The following is a 17850-nucleotide window of genomic DNA, read 5'->3' as shown; positions in this document are numbered from 1 at the left end:
ACGAATCTGCACTTCCACCCACTGACCGAGATTACTCATGACAGTTGTATGAAGGGATTCATATCCATTTGATCGAGGTGTAGAAATCCAATCTCGAAGACGGTCTGGATTTGGACGATAAAAATCTGTCACGATTGAATACACTTGCCAACAGTCGGCTTTTTCATTTTCCAACTCAGACTCCAAGATGATCCGCACTGCAAAAAGGTCGTATACCTCTTCGAAAGGTATATTTTGCTTTTTCATCTTGTTGTAGATAGAATAAACCGACTTAGGCCTTCCTTTGATGCTAAATTTGAATCCTTGCCGATTGAGCTCCTCCTCGATGGGCTGGATGAACTGCCGGATAAATTTATTTCGGTAGGACTTGGACTCATTGATTTTATGAACGATCGCCTTGTAGGTGGTGGTATCGGTAAATTTTAGATACAAATCCTCGAGTTCGGATTTGATCGCATAAAGCCCTAACCTATGTGCAAGCGGGGCGTATAGGTACATTGTCTCAGAGGCGATTTTCAATTGCTTGTGACGGGGCATGCTGCCCAGCGTACGCATATTGTTCAGACGATCCGCTATCTTGATCAAAATTACTCGGACGTCATCAGATAGCGTCAGGAGCATTTTTCGGAAATTCTCAGCCTGCTGAGAACTCCCATATTCGAATACTCCTGCAATTTTGGTCAATCCATCGATAATGGTCATGACCTTATGACCAAATTCACGCTCAATATCTTCTAGCTCCCAATAGGTATCTTCCACTACGTCGTGCAAAAGCGCAGCTACTATAGATGTTGTTCCCAAGCCAATCTCCTCCACACATACCAAAGCCACCTCCAATGGATGATAGATGTATGGCTCCCCTGATTTGCGGCGCATATCCTTATGCGCCTCCAAAGACACATTAAAGGCCTTTTTGATGATTTTCGCATCTCCTGGCTTTAAGATTGGTTTGGCTTGTCGGAGGAGACGACGATACCTTTTTAGGATTTCTTTTCGCTCTTCTTCTATATCAACTTGGATCATGGACATATTAGAAATTTAACACAAAAATGGTAAGGATGATTTCTATTTCAGAATCTAAAATATTTTTTTCTCGGATGCTTGCAAATATTCAGGAAGTACCTACCTTTGCATCCACAATTGACAGCCGTACGAAAGTGATACGGTCGAAAAGCGGATGTGGCGAAATTGGTAGACGCACTAGACTTAGGATCTAGCGCCGCGAGGCATGGGGGTTCGAGTCCCTCCATCCGCACACAAATCGAACCCTCAATCACTCCCTGAAAACACTCAGGAAAGCGATTGGGGGTTTTTAGTTCGAAATCATCATAAATATTTTATACGTTGGAAATTACACTAGACAAGCATTCCGCAAATCAAGCCTCTATTAAAATTAAACTAACAGAGGCAGATTATCAACCCAAGGTAGACGCCAAGCTAAAAGACTACGCAAAAAAGGTCAGCATTAAGGGCTTTAGACCTGGCAAAGCGCCTGTTTCTATGGTAAAAAACATCTACGGAACTTCTATTCTAGTAGATGAGATCAATTCCATCCTTGGTGATTCACTAAACAACTACATCAAGGAGCAGTCCTTCAGAATTCTAGGAGATCCACTTCCTGTCGAAAAAGTTGAAGATCAAATCGACTGGAAAAAGCAGAAAGACTTTGATTTCGAATACAAAATTGGTTTTGTTGAAAACTTCGAACTTCCAATTGACGAAAGTCTTGAAGCTACCAAATATCAAATCCAAGTAGATGATAAGCTTGTGGACGAGACTATACAAAACCTTAAGTCTCAGTACGGCGAAAGTACTAACCCTGAATCCGTAGAAGCTGGCGATCACGTGTACGGTGATGTTAAAGCTAAAGAGGGTGATTTTGAGCATACCGTTTCTTTGGATCTATCTAAAATCACAAAAAAACTGGCTGAAAAATTCATCGGAAAAGGCAAGGAAGACCTAGTAGACTTCGATGCTAAGGATGTCAAGAAAGGTCAGTGGGAAGAAGCATTTGGATTGACAGAAGAAGATGCGAAGGATCTTTCAGGAGCGCTTTCTTTTTCCATTAAGAATGTAAACAGAAAGGCAGAAGCTGAAATGAATCAGGAATTTTTTGATAAAATCTTTGGTCCTGATCAAGTAAAAACTGAAGAGGAGTTTGTCGCCAAAGTAAAAGAGACCCTTCAGTCTAGCTATGATCGAGAATCTCAAGTTTTCACAGAGGAGGAATTGAAAAAGACCTTGGTGGAGAAAGCTAATCTTGACCTTCCAGAAGAATTCTTGAAAGAATGGTTATTAAGAGCCAATGAAGGTAAAGTGACTGAGAAAGATGTGGAAAATGAATTCCCTGCTTATTCAAGACAGCTGATTTGGTCATTGATCTCGAATGAAATCGCCAGGGCAAACGACATCAAGGCTGAGCATGCAGATGTTATTGAGAAAACTAAGGAAATGATTCGTGAGCAATTTGCTTCATCTGGCCTTGGTTCTTCTATGGAAGAGAGCATGGACATGTTTGTTGACAATTACCTTCAAGGTAATGAAGGTCAAAACTATATGAATATGCTGACCTCAGCTCAGAATGATAAGGTTCTGGCTTATGTCCAGGAGAAAATAAAACTTGTCGAAAAGAACCTAAGCATCGATGACTTTAAGGAACTTTTGGAAAAGTAAATTGCTTTAAAGCTTAAAAAAGTCCTTATTTAAGGGCTTTTTTTATTTTTAAGCGACCATATACAAAAAACCAATTATGATTAACAAAGAGGAATTCAGAAAATTTGCGATTCACAACCAGGGAGTAAGTGGATCGGCATTTGACCAGTACACCCAACATATCGAAAATATGACGCGCGCGGTCATCGAAGAGCGTCCTTCTAACTTCCGCGAAATCGACGTATTCTCTCGATTGATCATGGACCGGATCATCTTTTTGGGAACGCCTGTAGATGATCATATTGCCAATATTATCATTGCTCAATTACTTTTCTTGGAGTCAGTAGACGCTAAGAAAGATGTATTGCTTTACATCAACAGCCCGGGAGGCTCAGTAACAGCAGGCCTTGGTATTTATGACACTATGCAGTATATCGGACCTGATGTAGCCACTATCTGTACGGGAATCGCAGCGTCCATGGGAGCTGTATTGCTAGCAGGTGGAGCAAAAAATAAGCGATCTGCCCTTCAGCATTCGCGAGTGATGATTCATCAGCCTTCAGGTGGTATGCAAGGGCAATCTAAAGACATGGAAATCTCCTTGAAATTAATCCTTTCTATGCGTCAGGAGCTTTATCAGATTTTGGCAAATCACACTGGCAAAACTTACGAAGAAATCGAACGCGACTCGGACCGTGACTATTGGCTAAAGGCACCTGAGGCTAAAGAATACGGACTTATCGACGAAGTTCTAGTTAAAAAATCAGTTTAATGGCACAAGTTACCTGCTCTTTCTGCGGTAGAAACAAAAAAGATGTGGATCTGATGGTCTCCGGAATATCAGCCCATATCTGTAATTTTTGTATCGAACAAGCACATATGATCCTTGGCGAAGAGGAAAAGACAAAGAAGTCTGCCCCTTCTAAACCAAAGTTCAAACTCAAAAAACCGAAGGAGCTTACCGAATTCCTCGGGCAATATGTAATTGGTCAGGAGGATGCAAAAAAAGTACTCACAGTAGCGGTATACAACCACTACAAAAGGCTACAGCAACAAATAGACCCAGATGATATCAAGATTGAAAAATCCAATATCATCATGGTGGGCGATACCGGTACAGGAAAAACCTATCTCGCTAAAACTTTGGCAAGAATCCTTGAGGTACCATTCTGCATCGCAGATGCGACAGTGCTCACTGAGGCAGGATATGTAGGTGAAGATGTGGAAAGCATCTTGACCAGATTGCTTCAAGCAGCAGACTACAATGTGGAAGCTGCCGAGAGAGGGATTGTGTATATCGATGAGATTGACAAAATCGCTCGAAAGTCCGACAATCCTTCTATTACCAGAGACGTAAGTGGTGAGGGCGTTCAACAAGCTATGTTGAAGCTATTGGAGGGAACGGTTGTGAATGTACCGCCTCAGGGTGGCAGAAAGCACCCGGACCAGAAAATGATCGCTGTCAATACTGAAAACATCTTGTTTATCTGCGGGGGAGCTTTTGACGGAATAGCGAGACATATCGCCAAGCGTCTAAATACCCAGCCACTTGGCTTTAGCAAGTCTGCAGGAGCGGCCATGGCTGATAGAGAAAATTTACTCCAATATGTGACTGCCCAGGACCTAAAAGCTTTTGGATTGATTCCAGAACTCATCGGTAGACTTCCAGTATTGACTCATTTGGACCCTCTTCACAAAGAAGCGCTCAAGCAAATCCTAACCGAACCAAAAAACGCCCTTGTGAAGCAATACACCAAACTTCTGGAAATGGAGGGCGTGAAATTAGAATTTAAGGAAAGCGGATTGGATTTTATTGTAGACAAAGCGGTAGAATACAATCTTGGAGCAAGAGGACTCCGATCAATTTGCGAAGCTATTATTACCGATGCCATGTATGAATTACCCTCAGACGATAGCATCAAAAAGCTCGTAATCGATGAAACCTACGCCAAGTCTCAATTTGACAAATCAAAATTCAAGCGACTGCAAGTAGCTTAATATTAAGCTCGGTCTTTTCTACAAACCATATCAAAAAAAATCCCACTACTCATCGTAGTGGGATTTTTTTATTGCCTATTTTCTCTTTCAATCTAGCTCAACTTCGAAGTAATACTCGGTACCATCATTAAACATACCCAATACCACGATTTCTTGACCGCTTAAAGAGCTTAGTTCCTCGAGAAGATTCTCTGCGTCTGAGATTCTAGTACGCCCATCTTCGCTTATAATGGATGTAATGATAAATCCTGGTCTCGCTCCAGCAGACCTCCATGCAGATCGTCCAACTGTGGCAATCATTGCTCCTCCAGAAATCCGAAGTCGCTCTTTCTGCTCATCAGAAATATTTTCAAATATAACACCATCATATTCGAAAGTTTTCTTGACTTCTTTCTCTACAATTTTGGTATTGCCATCAAAGTTTCGAAGAGTAGCCATTGCCTCCATTTTCTTACCATCTCGAAGATACTCCACCTTCACTTGATCACCTGGACGCTTTCTAGCCACCATTTCTTGAAGGATAGAAACAGATGTAGTCTCTCTACCATCCACGCCTACGATGATATCACCTGGCTGCAATCCTGCTTCTTCACCACCACTATTTGGATTTACTCCATTGATATATACGCCTTGATCAACTGGAAACTCCTTGTTCAATTCCTCCGCTAATTCTGGACTCACATCTCTGATGGTTACTCCTAATAAACCACGCTGAACAGTTCCATATTCAAGCAGATCATCGACTACTTTTCGAACAAGAGAACTTGGAACAGCGAATGAATAGCCATTGAAAGTACCCGTACGGGTAGCAATCGCTGTATTTATCCCTATCAATTCTCCTGCTAAGTTGACCAATGCACCTCCAGAATTACCCGGATTGACCACTGCATCAGTCTGAAGGAAGGATTCTATTTGAAGGTTATTTTCTACTCCACGAAGAATCCCGATGTTTCGGGCTTTTGCCGAGATAATCCCCGCTGTCACGGTGGAATTTAGATTGAATGGGTTTCCAACGGCAAGGACCCACTCTCCTATTTTTGTTTGATCAGAATTACCAAACCGCACAAACGGAAGACCGTTAGCTTCAATTTTCAATAATGCTAGGTCAGTAGTAGGATCAGTTCCAATTACTTTGGCGACAAATCGCTTATTGTTATCTAAGGAAATATCAATTTGAGAAGCTCCTTCGACCACATGATTATTGGTCACAATATAACCGTCAGAAGAAATAATTACACCTGAGCCTGAACTCATGGGATTTCTGGATCCCGGGCCTTGCATTGGGTTTTCATCTCCAGGGGGAAAACCAAATAGCTCTTCGATAGGATTCCTTGGTCGGGAAGCTGTAAATCCTAGTGTACTTTTGACGTGTACTACTGCAGGCGTGACGATCTCGGCAGAAGCCACAAAATTAATCCCGTCAGGAATCGTAAAGTTTTCTCCTGCAAGTAGGTTTACGAAACTTGCATTTTGCTTTTCTTCAAATGTGGTAGCTCCCTGTGGTTGGAGGAAATAACTAACCCCAGCCAAAGCCACCATGCCTCCAATGAGGGAGGCCAATAGCATTCCTAGAAAGAATTGTCTTTTGCTCATAGTTTACTTTCTTCTTGTTTTGCTGATTTAACTCAAAAATTATTCAATCAGGTCCATTTGGAAAATCAATTTAACCAGTTTTAACCGGCTTCTATATTATTCTAACCCGAAAAAAAGAGTGGGGTTCACCCACTCTTCAGATTATTTTACCTCAATCAAGGCTTTATTGACTTTTTTCTCAGCTTTTGGAAGGGATATTTTCAAAATTCCATCTTCATAGATAGCCTCGATTTTATCTGCCTCCACGTTATCTGGGACATAAAACACTCTTGAGAATGCACCAAACTGAGATTCAAGGGAGTGAAAGTTTTTACCCTCCTTCTTTTCCTCAATTTTCCGCTCTCCAGATATAGTCAGACGGCCATCAGTAAGGTCTACCTTGAAGTCTTGCTTTTTCATTCCAGGGACTACAACCTGAATTTCGAATTGAGACTCATCTTCTGAAATATCCACTGCTGGGCTAAATCTTTTGTCCATCTCTCCAAATGAATCTTGGAGAAATCTATCCAACAATCCTCCAAAAGCTGAAGGATAAATGGAATTTAAGTGATTATGTTTTACTAGTTTCATAATTGTTTATGGTTAAGTTTCCGATTTAAAACTCATGCAAGAAATATTATACCAAGTAAAAAATCCTGTCATTTTGACTCAAAAAATTAATCAATAAACCAATAAACGGCCATTTTGACATTAAATTCATTTTATTAAAAACAAAACAAGATTTTTTATAACTTCCCAAAAACTAACAGGGGCTATGAACTTGCGCCAATTCATCCTATTCCTACTTATTTTTTGTGTGTCTTCAACAGTGTTGTACTCTTTTCAGGAACAAACGAGTGGAGACTCTTCGCTCGATTTGGCAAATCCTCAAACGCCAGCCACCAGCCAAGATTCAACGCTTCAGAATTTTGAAGAACTGAACAATGTAGAAGTCAAAGAGGAACGACTGAGCACCGTCCTATCTCAACTTATCTCCAAGTCAAAAAAATATGCTATTGACTTGAGTAAAATCCAATTGGGCCTTCAAGAGCCATTGGACACTTTGGAAATGATGGAAAACATTCCTGAAATAAGGAATGCTGTCAACTCCCTTGGGCAATTGGTCCAAGATACCCTGAGGCAAGACAATGTCCGATACATTAAAGGAGTTCTTAATTTATTAGAAGGGGTTAATGCTGAAGTTGAAAAATTTGAAGAAATTATTGATAGCCGTGTAAGCCTAATTGTAAGTTCGGGAGATAAACTCAATGAGATTCAACAGGATTCTATCTTCAGCCTAAATGAAGAAATACTCACAATCGCGCCTGACTTAAATATGGAGATTCGTTTTCTGCAAAATCAGATCATTGAATTGAAAAATGAAATTTTTCAGCAGGAATTGATCCTTACAAGATTTCAGGCTCAACTGAATGAGCTATACGGAAAAATCATCACGATAGGACAATACTTTCGGATCAGATCCAAAGAGCTGAACCGAAGGATGTGGCAAAAGGAAGCCAATTATATATGGGAACCCAGAGACCCAGAGTTTGGATCCCATAAATCTACCTTTGAAATCACGAAAGAATCCTTTTTTGCAAACAGCACCTTTGTATTGTATTTTCTGGAGCGAAATCTCGTTGATCTCACCTTTTACTTTCTTTTAATTTTAACTGTGGGTTTTTTACTCAAGAGAAACATTTGGAAGATCAAAAACCAAAAAGACTTCAGTCAATCCATATTTGCAAAAACTAGCTCCATCACCAAATTTCCTTTCATTGCCTCCTTTTTGATTATCACTCCTCTCTTTTTTGTCTTGTTTGATAGACCTCCATTGGCCTTCAACTCGGGACTATCCTTTGCTTTTGCATTTTTTAGTTCGTGGATGATAGGGGAATTCTTTCCTAAGCCATTCAAGCGAATTTGGTGGATATTTTTACCACTGAGCTTGATTGGACCTACTCTTGGTGTCAATTGGGAACAAAATTATGAAGAACGTTACCTTTTTTTAGTAGTAAATTTTATCACTATTCTCTTCGGATATTTTACCTATAAATCCATTCAAGAAAAAACTTTCAAGGGTAAACAGATTCTACTTTTCTTAATTGGATTTATGGTTTTAACCCAGCTTTTTTCACTTGGCGCAAATATACTTGGACGAGCAAGTATTACTAAGCTTTTTACAATCACTGGTATAACGAGCTTCTTCAGGGGAATATCCCTTTATATTTTCACCAACTTGGTGATGCAATTTTTTTTCCTCACACTTGAAACAAAAAAGAGCTCGGATATTATTTCTAGCTTTTTAGACTTTAAAGAGCTTGAAAAGCGGTTTTTAGGAATATTACAGTTATTTGCCTTCGGGATTTGGTCTTATGGGATTCTGATTCACCTTGGCTATTTCGATATTTTCTATGAGCGAGTTTTAAACTTCCTCACTGAGGAGTATACACTTGGAAACAGCACATTTACTTTTGGAACGATTCTGCTGTTTTTGGTAATTCTTCTGATATCATCATTTTTAGCTAATAGCATCGCCTATTTCTTTTCAACCTTTGACCAAAAGAACGCCACATCCCGAAAAAACCGATTGGGAAGCTCCGTCCTTTTGATACGGTTAGCTGTGATTACCGTAGGTTTTTTCATAGCGCTTACGGCAGCCAAAATTCCACTGGACCGAATCACCATTGTTTTAGGCGCACTATCAGTCGGTATCGGCTTCGGACTTCAAACTATCATCAATAATTTGGTTTCAGGAATAATCCTTGCCTTTGAGCGTCCGATTCAGATAGGAGATGAGATCGAAGTAGGTATCAACAAGGGGACTGTCAAAGAAGTCGGAATCAGGGCAAGTAAGATTCAAGCTTATGATGGTTCCGAAATAGTCGTTCCGAATGGCGATCTACTTTCTCAAAGCCTGATCAACTGGACACTTTCTGATAAAAGACGTCGGGTCGAACTGATCATTGGAGTGGCTTATGATTCCGACATGAAGAAAGTCAAAGAAATATTGACAGAGGTGCTGAATAGAGAAAATATCTTAAAAATCCCTCAGCCAAGAGTTTTTATGCAAAACTTCGGAGAATCATCGGTTGACTTCAGGCTGCTTTTCTGGGTAGGGAGTATGGATATATGGCTGGAAATGAGATCTGAGGTCATGACTTCGATCTTTGAAGCTTTTCTGGAAAATCGGATCGAGATTCCTTTCCCAAAAAGAGATTTGTACCTCAAAACCATTCCTTCCAACTGGCAAGAAAAAGTCTCTAATCCAAATCAGGAAAAACCTGATGACAAATCAGAATCTCAAGCATAAAAAAACCCCGGCCTAACCGGGGATTCATTTTCAAAATCAAAATGGCATTTATGCTTTTTTGACGTTGATGGCATTAGGACCTTTCTTGCCATCTTTGACGTCATAAGTGACTTTGTCATTCTGGGCAACTTTGTCCACCAATCCGGTTGCGTGCACGAAGACGTCACTTTGTGATTCATCGTCCACGATAAAACCGAACCCCTTGGCTTCATTGTAAAACTTTACTGTACCGGTAAACATAATAAATTGATATAAATTGTAATTGAACGTGCTGTTAATGTAAATATTTGTTTATAAATATCAAAAATTCCAAAATTCTATTTTGTTGCTATGAAAAAAATTTTTCTAATCCGACATGCAAAATCTTCTTGGGACGAGACTTGGCTAAGAGACCATGACAGACCGCTTGCCCCAAGAGGTCTTAAGGCTGCTCCCATCATGGGAAAGCGACTTTTAAAAACAGAAATTTTCCCTGATTTAATTATTTCATCTACAGCAAAGCGGGCAAAAGAAACAGCAAGCCTTATCGCAAAGGAACTAGGCATTACCAATCAAAAAATAGTATTGGACTCAAGTCTTTATCATGCTCCGCCCAGCACCTACCTCAACGTAATCAGACAACAACCCGAATCCATTCAAACCTTATTTTTGGTTGGACATAATCCGGGGATGACAGATTTGATTCAAAATTTAGGAGTGCCTCTTGGTAACTTGCCGACGGCTGGTATTTGCGGATTTACCTGCCTAGCCAAAACTTGGAAAGATTTTTCCGAGGAAAATAGCCAATTGATTTTCATTGATTATCCAAAGAAGAGCTCTTAAGGCGCCTCGTACTTGCGGACATCTTGCTGCACATCCTGAAACTCCTCTGGATTACTCAACAAATACTCGATTTTACGAGCAACTTCTTCTGCCTTTACAAGCTCTCCCTGTTCTTTGAACTCCAAAAACTTCTGTAATTCTGGAAAATCACTTTCTGCTGCCTTCCGGATTTCTTCTTGCATGCCAGTATCTACAATTCCTGGCGCCAAGCTAAAAAATCTAAAATCAGAAGCCCCATTTTCTTTGTCGGCCACCATGGTAAACATGGCTAAAGCAGCTTTGGTACTGCAATATCCACCCCAACCTGCTACCGGTCTTGTGGCTGCTCCTGAAGAAATATTACAGACCACTTTCTTCGCCGGGTGGTTTTTATAGGCCTTGATAAAAGCATTTGAAAGGTACATGGGAGCCAGCAGGTTGAGATTGACTTGCATTCGCATTTCGCGCGGATGCATCTTACCGATAGGTTTGATCTCTCCTATCCAGCCAGCATTATTTACCAGGATGATTTGTTCGTAGGACTCTTCTGGAAAAAGCCCCTCCAATTCATTTTTCAACACATCCAGATCCGAAAGATCTAAACTAACCTGAGTTAAGTTGGGTGAATCTATATCTAATCTACTCCTCGATATTCCGATTAACTCAACACTTTCTAAACTCAAGTAATGCTCTAAAAGGGCTTTCCCCAAGCCTTTGGAATGGCCGGTGATTACCACAAGTGACTTATTCATATTTTAATTGATCAGGGTGATGAGTCAATTCCAACAAGTATTAATCCAAATTACAAAACCAGATAAAAAAGTTCCAGTTTAACCATTCAAAGAAAAAAGCCCCGGGTTATTTCGGGGCTTGTCATTTACAGAATGTATTGGGAAAGGTCTCGGTTTTTCACCAAGGTACTTAGACGCTCTTGTACCATTTCCTTTGTCACCATTATCTTCGAGTTAGGTTCGATGGTATCCGGTACATCAAAAAGGAAATCATTTAATAAGTGGGACATGACGGTGTGCAATCTACGTGCACCAATATTTTCCACTTCCTGATTGATCAGAAAAGCAATACGAGCGATTTCCTCGATAGCCTCATCATTAAACTCCAATGAAACCTGCTCTGCATCGAACAGAGCTTGATATTGTTTGGTAAGTGCATTTTTGGGTTCACGAAGAATACGGGAGAAATCCTCCTGCGTCAGACTTTGCAACTCCACTCTTATGGGGAATCTACCTTGGAGCTCAGGGATCAAATCGGAAGGCTTACTGACATGAAATGCACCTGCTGCTATAAAAAGCACATGGTCTGTATTGATCACTCCATATTTGGTATTAACGGCTGATCCTTCTACAATCGGAAGCAGGTCACGCTGCACACCCTCACGACTTACATCCGGTCCTCCTCCATTTTTTCCGGATTTAGAAGCCACTTTATCGATCTCGTCTATAAAGATGATTCCGTTATTCTCGGCGAGTTTGATTGCCTCTTCTTTTACTTCGTCGAAATCTACCAACTTCGCCACCTCCTCTTCCAAAAGGATTTTACGGGCTTCGGCTATACTTACTTTTCGCTTTTTGGTCCGCTTGGGCATCATTCCGGAGATCATATCCTGAAGCCCCTGCATACTGGCATCATCCATCATGCCATTTCCAATCATACCTACTCCGACCGGAGGTGCAGACTTCACATTGACCTCAACCTTGCGGTCATCTAATTCACCATTCCGAAGCTTTTCCCGGAACCGTTCTCTAGTCCGCTCATTCAACTCGCTATCATCAGATGGCTCATCATCCACATTCGCTGCTACGGGAGTTGTCCTGAATCCAGCACCTTTGACTGGAGGGATCAAAATATCCAAAATTTGCTCCTCCACAGCTTCAGCAGCCCGAGCTTTCACAGCCTCATTTTTGACCTCTCTCACGAGATGAACAGACTGCTCAACCAGGTCCCTGACCATGCTTTCGACGTCTCGGCCTACATAGCCTACTTCAGTGAATTTGGACGCTTCCACCTTGGTAAATGGTGCCTGGGCAATTTTTGCCAAGCGGCGTGCAATTTCGGTTTTACCTACACCGGTAGATCCAATCATCAAGATATTATTTGGAACGATGTCCCGCTGAATATCGGATTTGACCATCATCCGGCGTATACGGTTTCGAAGTGCAATAGCTACATTTCTTTTTGCATCGCCTTGTCCGATGATATATTTATCAAGCTCCACGACAATTTGTCTAGGAGTAAGAGATTCAATTTTATTCATTTCAATGTTCTTTTAGTAAACAACCGGATTGATTAGCGGCTGTTTGGATGATTTTCAATCAGCCTTTCTTCTCATCTGGAAAAGAAAACTGTAAAGGCCTATCCACTTTTGACTTCAAGAGCGCAATGTCCAATACCTCACTGACTCGATCCACAAAGTGAAATTCTAGCCCTTTGAGATAATTTTCATCGATCTCATCTATATCCCGCTTATTCTTCTTACAAAGGATGATTTCTTTGATTCCGGCACGCTTGGCCGCTAGGATTTTTTCCTTAATCCCTCCCACTGGCATGACCTTACCAATAAGGCTGATTTCTCCTGTCATAGCGAGCTTCGTTTTTACCTTACGCTGAGTGTAGACAGATGCCATTGCAGTTAGCATGGTGATGCCAGCTGAAGGACCATCCTTGGGAACAGCTCCAGCTGGGACGTGAACATGCAAGTCATAGTGCTCAAACACCCGATGATCGATTCCAAGCTCTTCTGCCCTCGATTTGAGATAAGAAAGAGCAGTCATCGCTGACTCCTTCATTACATCTCCCAATTGTCCGGAAAGGGTAAGTTTTCCTTTTCCTCTGCTCAAGCTTGATTCAATAAAGAGTATTTCCCCTCCTACACTCGTCCAAGCCAGACCGGTAACTACTCCGGCAATCGTATTGTCTTGATAGGTCTCCTTATCAAAAATTTCCGAACCCAATATCTTACGAACTGCCTCAGCGTTAATCTTTGGTTCATATTCCTCCTCCATCGCAATGGATTTGGCGATATTCCTGACGACTTTACCGATGGCTCGCTCAAGATTTCTCACACCAGATTCGCGGGTATAATCTTCGATTATTTTCACCAAAGCAGCCTTGTCAAAACGAATCTGACTGGTCTTTAGACCATGCTCCTTCCGCTGCTTAGGGACCAAGTGGCGTTTGGCTATTTCCACCTTTTCCTCCTGGGTGTAGCCTGTCACCTCGATGATTTCCATTCTATCCCGTAGAGCGGGCTGTATCGTGTCAAGCGAATTAGCCGTAGCGATGAATAGCACCTTACTCAGGTCATACTCCACTTCCAGAAAATTATCCATGAAAGCAAAGTTTTGCTCGGGATCCAAAACCTCTAAAAAAGCAGAGCTTGGGTCACCACGGAAATCAGAAGAAAGTTTATCAATTTCATCCAATACGAATACCGGGTTGGAGGTTTTGACCTTTTTCATATTCTGAATCACCTTGCCAGGCATCGCACCGACGTAGGTTTTCCGATGCCCACGAATCTCTGCCTCGTCATGAAGACCACCTAGAGACATGCGGATATACTTTCGTCCCAAGGCTTTTGCGACTGACTTCCCAAGGGAAGTTTTACCTACCCCTGGAGGGCCATACAGGCAAAGAATCGGACCTTTCAAGTCATTTTTCAATTTCAATACAGCCAAGTACTCGATGATCCGTTCTTTGACTTTATCCAAACCAAAGTGATCTGCATCCAATACTTTTCGGGCATGCTTAAGATCAAAATTATCTTGGGTGAACTCATTCCAGGGTAGTTCAACCATAGTCTCAGCATAGTTCAATGCAATTGGATACTCTGCTGCGGATGGGTTAATCCGTAGAATTTTGTCAAGCTCTTTTTCGAAATGCTTTTTGACTTCAGCCGGCCAATTTTTCTTTTCTCCTCTCATTCGGAGGTCTTCGACTTCTTTCTCCGGTCCTTCTTCACCCAGTTCTGTCTGGAGGACTTTCATCTGCTGTCGCAAAAAGTAATCCCGCTGCTGCTGATCGATATCGGTATGCACCTTCTTTTGGATTTCGGACTTCAGTTCCAGCATCTGAATATCCTTCATCATGTACTCCAAAAGTAGCGTAGCTCTTTCTACTCCATCGTTGATTTCCAAAAGACGCTGCTTTGACTCTACAGGTGCATTGATGTTGGAAGAAAGAAAATGAGTTAGAAATGGCGTATTATCGATGTTATCCAGGGCTACCTGTGCCTCACGAGGAATTTCCGGATTGAGGTGTAGGATACGTACCGCGGCATCCTTTAGTGACTCCTCCAAAGCTTGGATTCGCTTTGAGCTTTTAGGAAAGTTCTCCTCCAAGTATTTTACTTTGGCAATAAAGTAAGGGTCTTCTGTCACTTGCTCTGTGACCTGAAATCTTTTTTTACCCTGAATAATAATTGTCGTATTTCCATCGGGAAGCACGATCATTTTGACAATTTTCGCAACGGTCCCAACCTGATAAATATCCTCCCAGCTTGGGTCGTCCGTATTGGGATTAATCTGGGCACAAACTCCAATCAATTTATCGCCTTTTTGTGCTTTTTTGACCAGCTTGATTGAGCGCTGTCTTCCCACTGTGATCGGAATGACCACCCCAGGAAACAGCACCGTGTTTCTCACTGAAAGTATTGGAATCTCTTCCTTCAAATTATCTGACACCTGCTGACTGTCATCCTCTTCAGTGATTAATTGAATAAGGTCACCCTCATTCGCAAAGTCACTGACCATCAAATTTTCAAGCAGGGATTTTTCGAATTGACTCATATAGACATTTTGACAGGCTAGCTGTCCGTTTTGGCTTAAATAAAAGAAGAACCTTCAATCTACAAAGGTTCTTCCATAAAGTTCAATGGCTGTGCCAAAGCTTATTCGGGTCAGATTGGCAGCTTAGAAAAAGAAACCCACCACCTAAAAGTAAATTCTTGAGGCTATCAACCTCCTGTAAATATTTTAAGAATGTCGTTTCCTATAGCAAATACCATCAAAACCAATAGGATTACCATCCCTACCTTTTGAGCATTTTCCAAGAATTTATCAGAAGGAGCTCTTCCGGACACCATCTCATACAACAGGAACATCACGTGTCCTCCATCCAAGGCCGGAATCGGCAATAAGTTCATAAAGGCCAAGATCATAGAAATCAAGCCAGTGATACTCCAAAATTTACCCCAATCCCAAGAATTGCCATAGATTTTAGCCATTCCGATAGGACCACTTACATTCTTCGCAGAGACCTCACCGGTAAACATCTTACCCAAAGCCTTGGCGTTGATGATCACCACTCCAAATGCTCGCTCCGTTCCTTTACTCAAAGCTTCAGCGAAACCAAATTGTCGCTTCACAGGCTCAATCAATGGATTGGCTGCAATTCCGATCGTTCCTTCAGCTGATACCGGAACTGACACAGTGTCTCTTACTCCATCGGATTCAATTAAAAGTTGCGCTTCTTGGGTTTTTAAGTCAGCTAGGACCGACTGCAATTCATCAAAATAATATACCTGCTGACCATTGACAGCTAAAATCTTGTCCCCTTCTTCCAGTCCTGCTGTCTCAGCAGCCTCTCCAGGTGCCACATCCAAAATCTCAAAAGGAAAGCGGATGGAAACAAACTTAGCGAAAGCTTCTTCGGAATTGAATGAATTGATAAAACCTCTCGGAATTTCGATTTTGACCTGCTCCCCATTACGATCTACGGTGTAGTATCCATTTTCTGAAAGGAGTACACTGCCACTGCTCAGTTCATTTAGGCTTTGGTAAGGTTGACCATTTACATCTAAGATTTTGTCTCCGGTCTGAAAACCTATGGATTCACCGTATTCATATGCAACAATTCCGTTTTCGATAATCTGATCCCTGGAAAAATAGGTCTCTCCGTTATTGTAAACTAGGATCACAAAAATGATTATCCCCGTAATTACATTGACTATAATTCCTCCTAGCATTACGATCAGCCTTTGCCAAGCCGGCTTGGAGCGGAATTCCCACGGCTGAGGTTCAGTAGAAAGTTGCTCTGTATCCATAGACTCATCCACCATACCGGATATCTTCACAAAGCCCCCTAAAGGAATAGCTCCAATCGAATACTCTGTCTCTCCCCACTGAAATCCCGCAATTTTAGGCGGAAAACCAATCGAAAATTTTTCTACCCGCATGCCAAACATTTTGGCAGTCAATAAGTGACCCAACTCGTGCAAGCCTACCAGGATTGATAATCCCAATAAGAGCTGGCCCACCATAATCAATGTATCCATTATTTATACTTTTTAATTAATTCATAAGAAATAGCCCGGACTTCTTCGTCACTCGACACATAGTCTGATAGGCTTGGGTGGCTGATAAAACCAACCTGATTCATAGCATCTTCGATCAAATCAGACATTTGAAGAAAACCAATTTCATCTTTTAGGAATGCCTCAACAGCCACTTCATTGGAAGCATTGAGAAGGCAGGCTGCATTTCCACCCTTATGCAAAGCGTCAAAGGCCAATTGAAGGTTCCTAAAAGTTTTCAAATCCGGCTTTTCAAAAGTCAAATTTGGATAGTTTAAGAAATCAAATCGTTCGAAATCGCTTTTCAATCGATCCGGATAGCTCATCGCAAACTGAATGGGGATACGCATATCCGGAAGTCCGAGTTGTGCTTTGATCGAGCCATCTTCAAACTGTACCAAGGAATGAATTATACTTTGAGGATGAACAACTACATCGATTTGCTCGGGAGTCAATCCAAAAAGCCATTTTGCCTCGATGACCTCCAAGCCTTTATTCATCAATGAGGCCGAATCGATAGTAATTTTCGCGCCCATATCCCAATTCGGATGTTTCAGCGCCTGCTCCTTGGTTACGCTTGCCAAAAACTCTCTGTCTTTGCCACGGAATGGGCCACCTGAGGCAGTTAGGATAATCTTCTCAATCGGATTGTGCCACTCTCCTACCAAGCATTGAAAAATTGCTGAGTGTTCCGAATCGACTGGATAAATGTTAACCGCATGCTCTTTGGCCAATTGGGTAATAATCTCCCCAGCTACCACCAAGGTCTCTTTATTAGCTAGCGCAATTTGCTTCCCTGCTTTGATCGCATGAACTGTGGGAATCAATCCGGCATAACCCACCAAGGCTGTCAAAACCACATCGATGGTTTCCATTTCCACCACCTGAGCAAGGGCTTTCGGCCCAGCAAAAACTTTGATATCATGTGGGATAAGGGCATCTCGCACCACCTGATACTTAGATTCATTGGTGATCACTACCGCATTGGGCTGGAATTCTAGCGCCTGCTTGATCAGCAAGTCACAATTATTTTGGGCCGTGAGTACTTCGACTTGGAAGTTTTCAGGATGCTGACGGATCACATCCAAGGTTTGTGTACCGATGCTACCAGTACTCCCTAGGATGGCTACGCGCTTTACTTCGCTCATTTTTTTGATTTGATGAAAAAACAGACTCCGAATTGGAAAGTTTTTAGAATAGCTGACAA

The 17850-nt window shown here is 41.7% G+C and carries 14 protein-coding genes and 1 tRNA gene; 6 read left to right on the top strand and 9 right to left on the bottom strand.

All coding sequences use genetic code 11. From position 1 onward, the window contains the following. Window positions 1-1023 (bottom strand): RelA/SpoT family protein (locus OU792_RS03970; RefSeq protein WP_274669528.1); only part of this gene is annotated, 1023 nt, incomplete at its 3' end. A 150-nt stretch (window positions 1024-1173) separates the two neighbouring features. On the opposite strand from OU792_RS03970, the gene OU792_RS03965 reads away from it, so the two are divergent. The 4 genes from OU792_RS03965 (at window position 1174) to clpX (ending at window position 4650) form a co-directional block, all read left to right on the top strand. Beyond that, a tRNA-Leu gene (locus OU792_RS03965) sits at window positions 1174-1255 on the top strand. A gap of 89 nt (window positions 1256-1344) precedes the next feature. Further along, entirely contained in the window at window positions 1345-2673 is a 1329-nt protein-coding gene (gene tig / locus OU792_RS03960; RefSeq protein WP_134201805.1) for a trigger factor, read from the top strand. 76 nt (window positions 2674-2749) lie between these two features. Next, window positions 2750-3424 (top strand): ATP-dependent Clp protease proteolytic subunit, encoded by a 675-nt coding sequence (locus tag OU792_RS03955; protein WP_026945583.1) that lies wholly within the window; start codon window positions 2750-2752, stop codon window positions 3422-3424. Next, window positions 3424-4650, top strand: coding sequence for an ATP-dependent Clp protease ATP-binding subunit ClpX (gene clpX / locus OU792_RS03950; RefSeq protein ID WP_026945582.1), 1227 nt, complete (start codon window positions 3424-3426; stop codon window positions 4648-4650). The genes OU792_RS03955 and clpX overlap by 1 nt, the downstream gene beginning before the upstream one ends. Before the next feature lie 87 nt (window positions 4651-4737). On the opposite strand, the gene OU792_RS03945 is transcribed toward clpX, so the two are convergent. Together OU792_RS03945 and OU792_RS03940 are read right to left on the bottom strand one after the other, a co-directional pair. After that, entirely contained in the window at window positions 4738-6243 is a 1506-nt protein-coding gene (locus tag OU792_RS03945; RefSeq protein WP_134201806.1) for a S1C family serine protease, read from the bottom strand. Between the two features lie 141 nt (window positions 6244-6384). Beyond that, complete coding sequence (locus tag OU792_RS03940) at window positions 6385-6813, bottom strand: Hsp20/alpha crystallin family protein (protein ID WP_134201807.1); 429 nt, start codon at window positions 6811-6813, stop codon at window positions 6385-6387. A 184-nt stretch (window positions 6814-6997) separates the two neighbouring features. On the opposite strand from OU792_RS03940, the gene OU792_RS03935 reads away from it, so the two are divergent. After that, window positions 6998-9535, top strand: a complete 2538-nt coding sequence (locus OU792_RS03935; RefSeq protein ID WP_134201808.1) for a mechanosensitive ion channel family protein — start codon at window positions 6998-7000, stop codon at window positions 9533-9535. Window positions 9536-9583: 48 nt separating this feature from the next. Here the strand turns inward: OU792_RS03935 and OU792_RS03930 are convergent, their stop codons facing one another. Then, window positions 9584-9775 carry a cold-shock protein gene (locus OU792_RS03930; RefSeq protein WP_024281570.1) on the bottom strand — a complete coding sequence of 64 codons (192 nt, stop codon included), beginning with the start codon at window positions 9773-9775 and terminating at the stop codon, window positions 9584-9586. A gap of 90 nt (window positions 9776-9865) precedes the next feature. Between OU792_RS03930 and OU792_RS03925 the strand changes: the two genes are divergently transcribed. Further along, window positions 9866-10357 carry a SixA phosphatase family protein gene (locus OU792_RS03925; RefSeq protein ID WP_134201809.1) on the top strand — a complete coding sequence of 164 codons (492 nt, stop codon included), beginning with the start codon at window positions 9866-9868 and terminating at the stop codon, window positions 10355-10357. Here the strand turns inward: OU792_RS03925 and OU792_RS03920 are convergent. The 5 genes from OU792_RS03920 to OU792_RS03900 form a co-directional block, all read right to left on the bottom strand. Then, window positions 10354-11088, bottom strand: a complete 735-nt coding sequence (locus OU792_RS03920) for an SDR family NAD(P)-dependent oxidoreductase (protein WP_134201810.1) — start codon at window positions 11086-11088, stop codon at window positions 10354-10356. The two genes, OU792_RS03925 and OU792_RS03920, sit on opposite strands and share 4 nt — an antisense overlap. A gap of 125 nt (window positions 11089-11213) precedes the next feature. Next, window positions 11214-12608, bottom strand: a complete 1395-nt coding sequence (gene hslU / locus OU792_RS03915) for an ATP-dependent protease ATPase subunit HslU (protein WP_134201811.1) — start codon at window positions 12606-12608, stop codon at window positions 11214-11216. A 58-nt stretch (window positions 12609-12666) separates the two neighbouring features. Then, the gene (lon, locus tag OU792_RS03910; RefSeq protein WP_134201812.1) at window positions 12667-15138 is read right to left on the bottom strand and encodes an endopeptidase La; all 2472 of its coding nucleotides are present in this window, start codon (window positions 15136-15138) and stop codon (window positions 12667-12669) included. 167 nt (window positions 15139-15305) lie between these two features. Continuing rightward, window positions 15306-16625: an RIP metalloprotease RseP gene (gene rseP, locus OU792_RS03905; RefSeq protein WP_134201813.1), complete on the bottom strand. Its 1320-nt coding sequence runs from the start codon at window positions 16623-16625 to the stop codon at window positions 15306-15308. Further along, window positions 16625-17791, bottom strand: coding sequence for a 1-deoxy-D-xylulose-5-phosphate reductoisomerase (locus tag OU792_RS03900; protein WP_274669525.1), 1167 nt, complete (start codon window positions 17789-17791; stop codon window positions 16625-16627). Before OU792_RS03900 ends, rseP begins: the two co-directional genes overlap by 1 nt. Window positions 17792-17850 lie beyond the last annotated feature (59 nt).

The organism is Algoriphagus sp. NF, assembly GCF_028823735.1.
Lineage (GTDB): Bacteria > Bacteroidota > Bacteroidia > Cytophagales > Cyclobacteriaceae > Algoriphagus > Algoriphagus marincola.
This window is presented reverse-complemented; position numbering and strand designations above follow the sequence as displayed.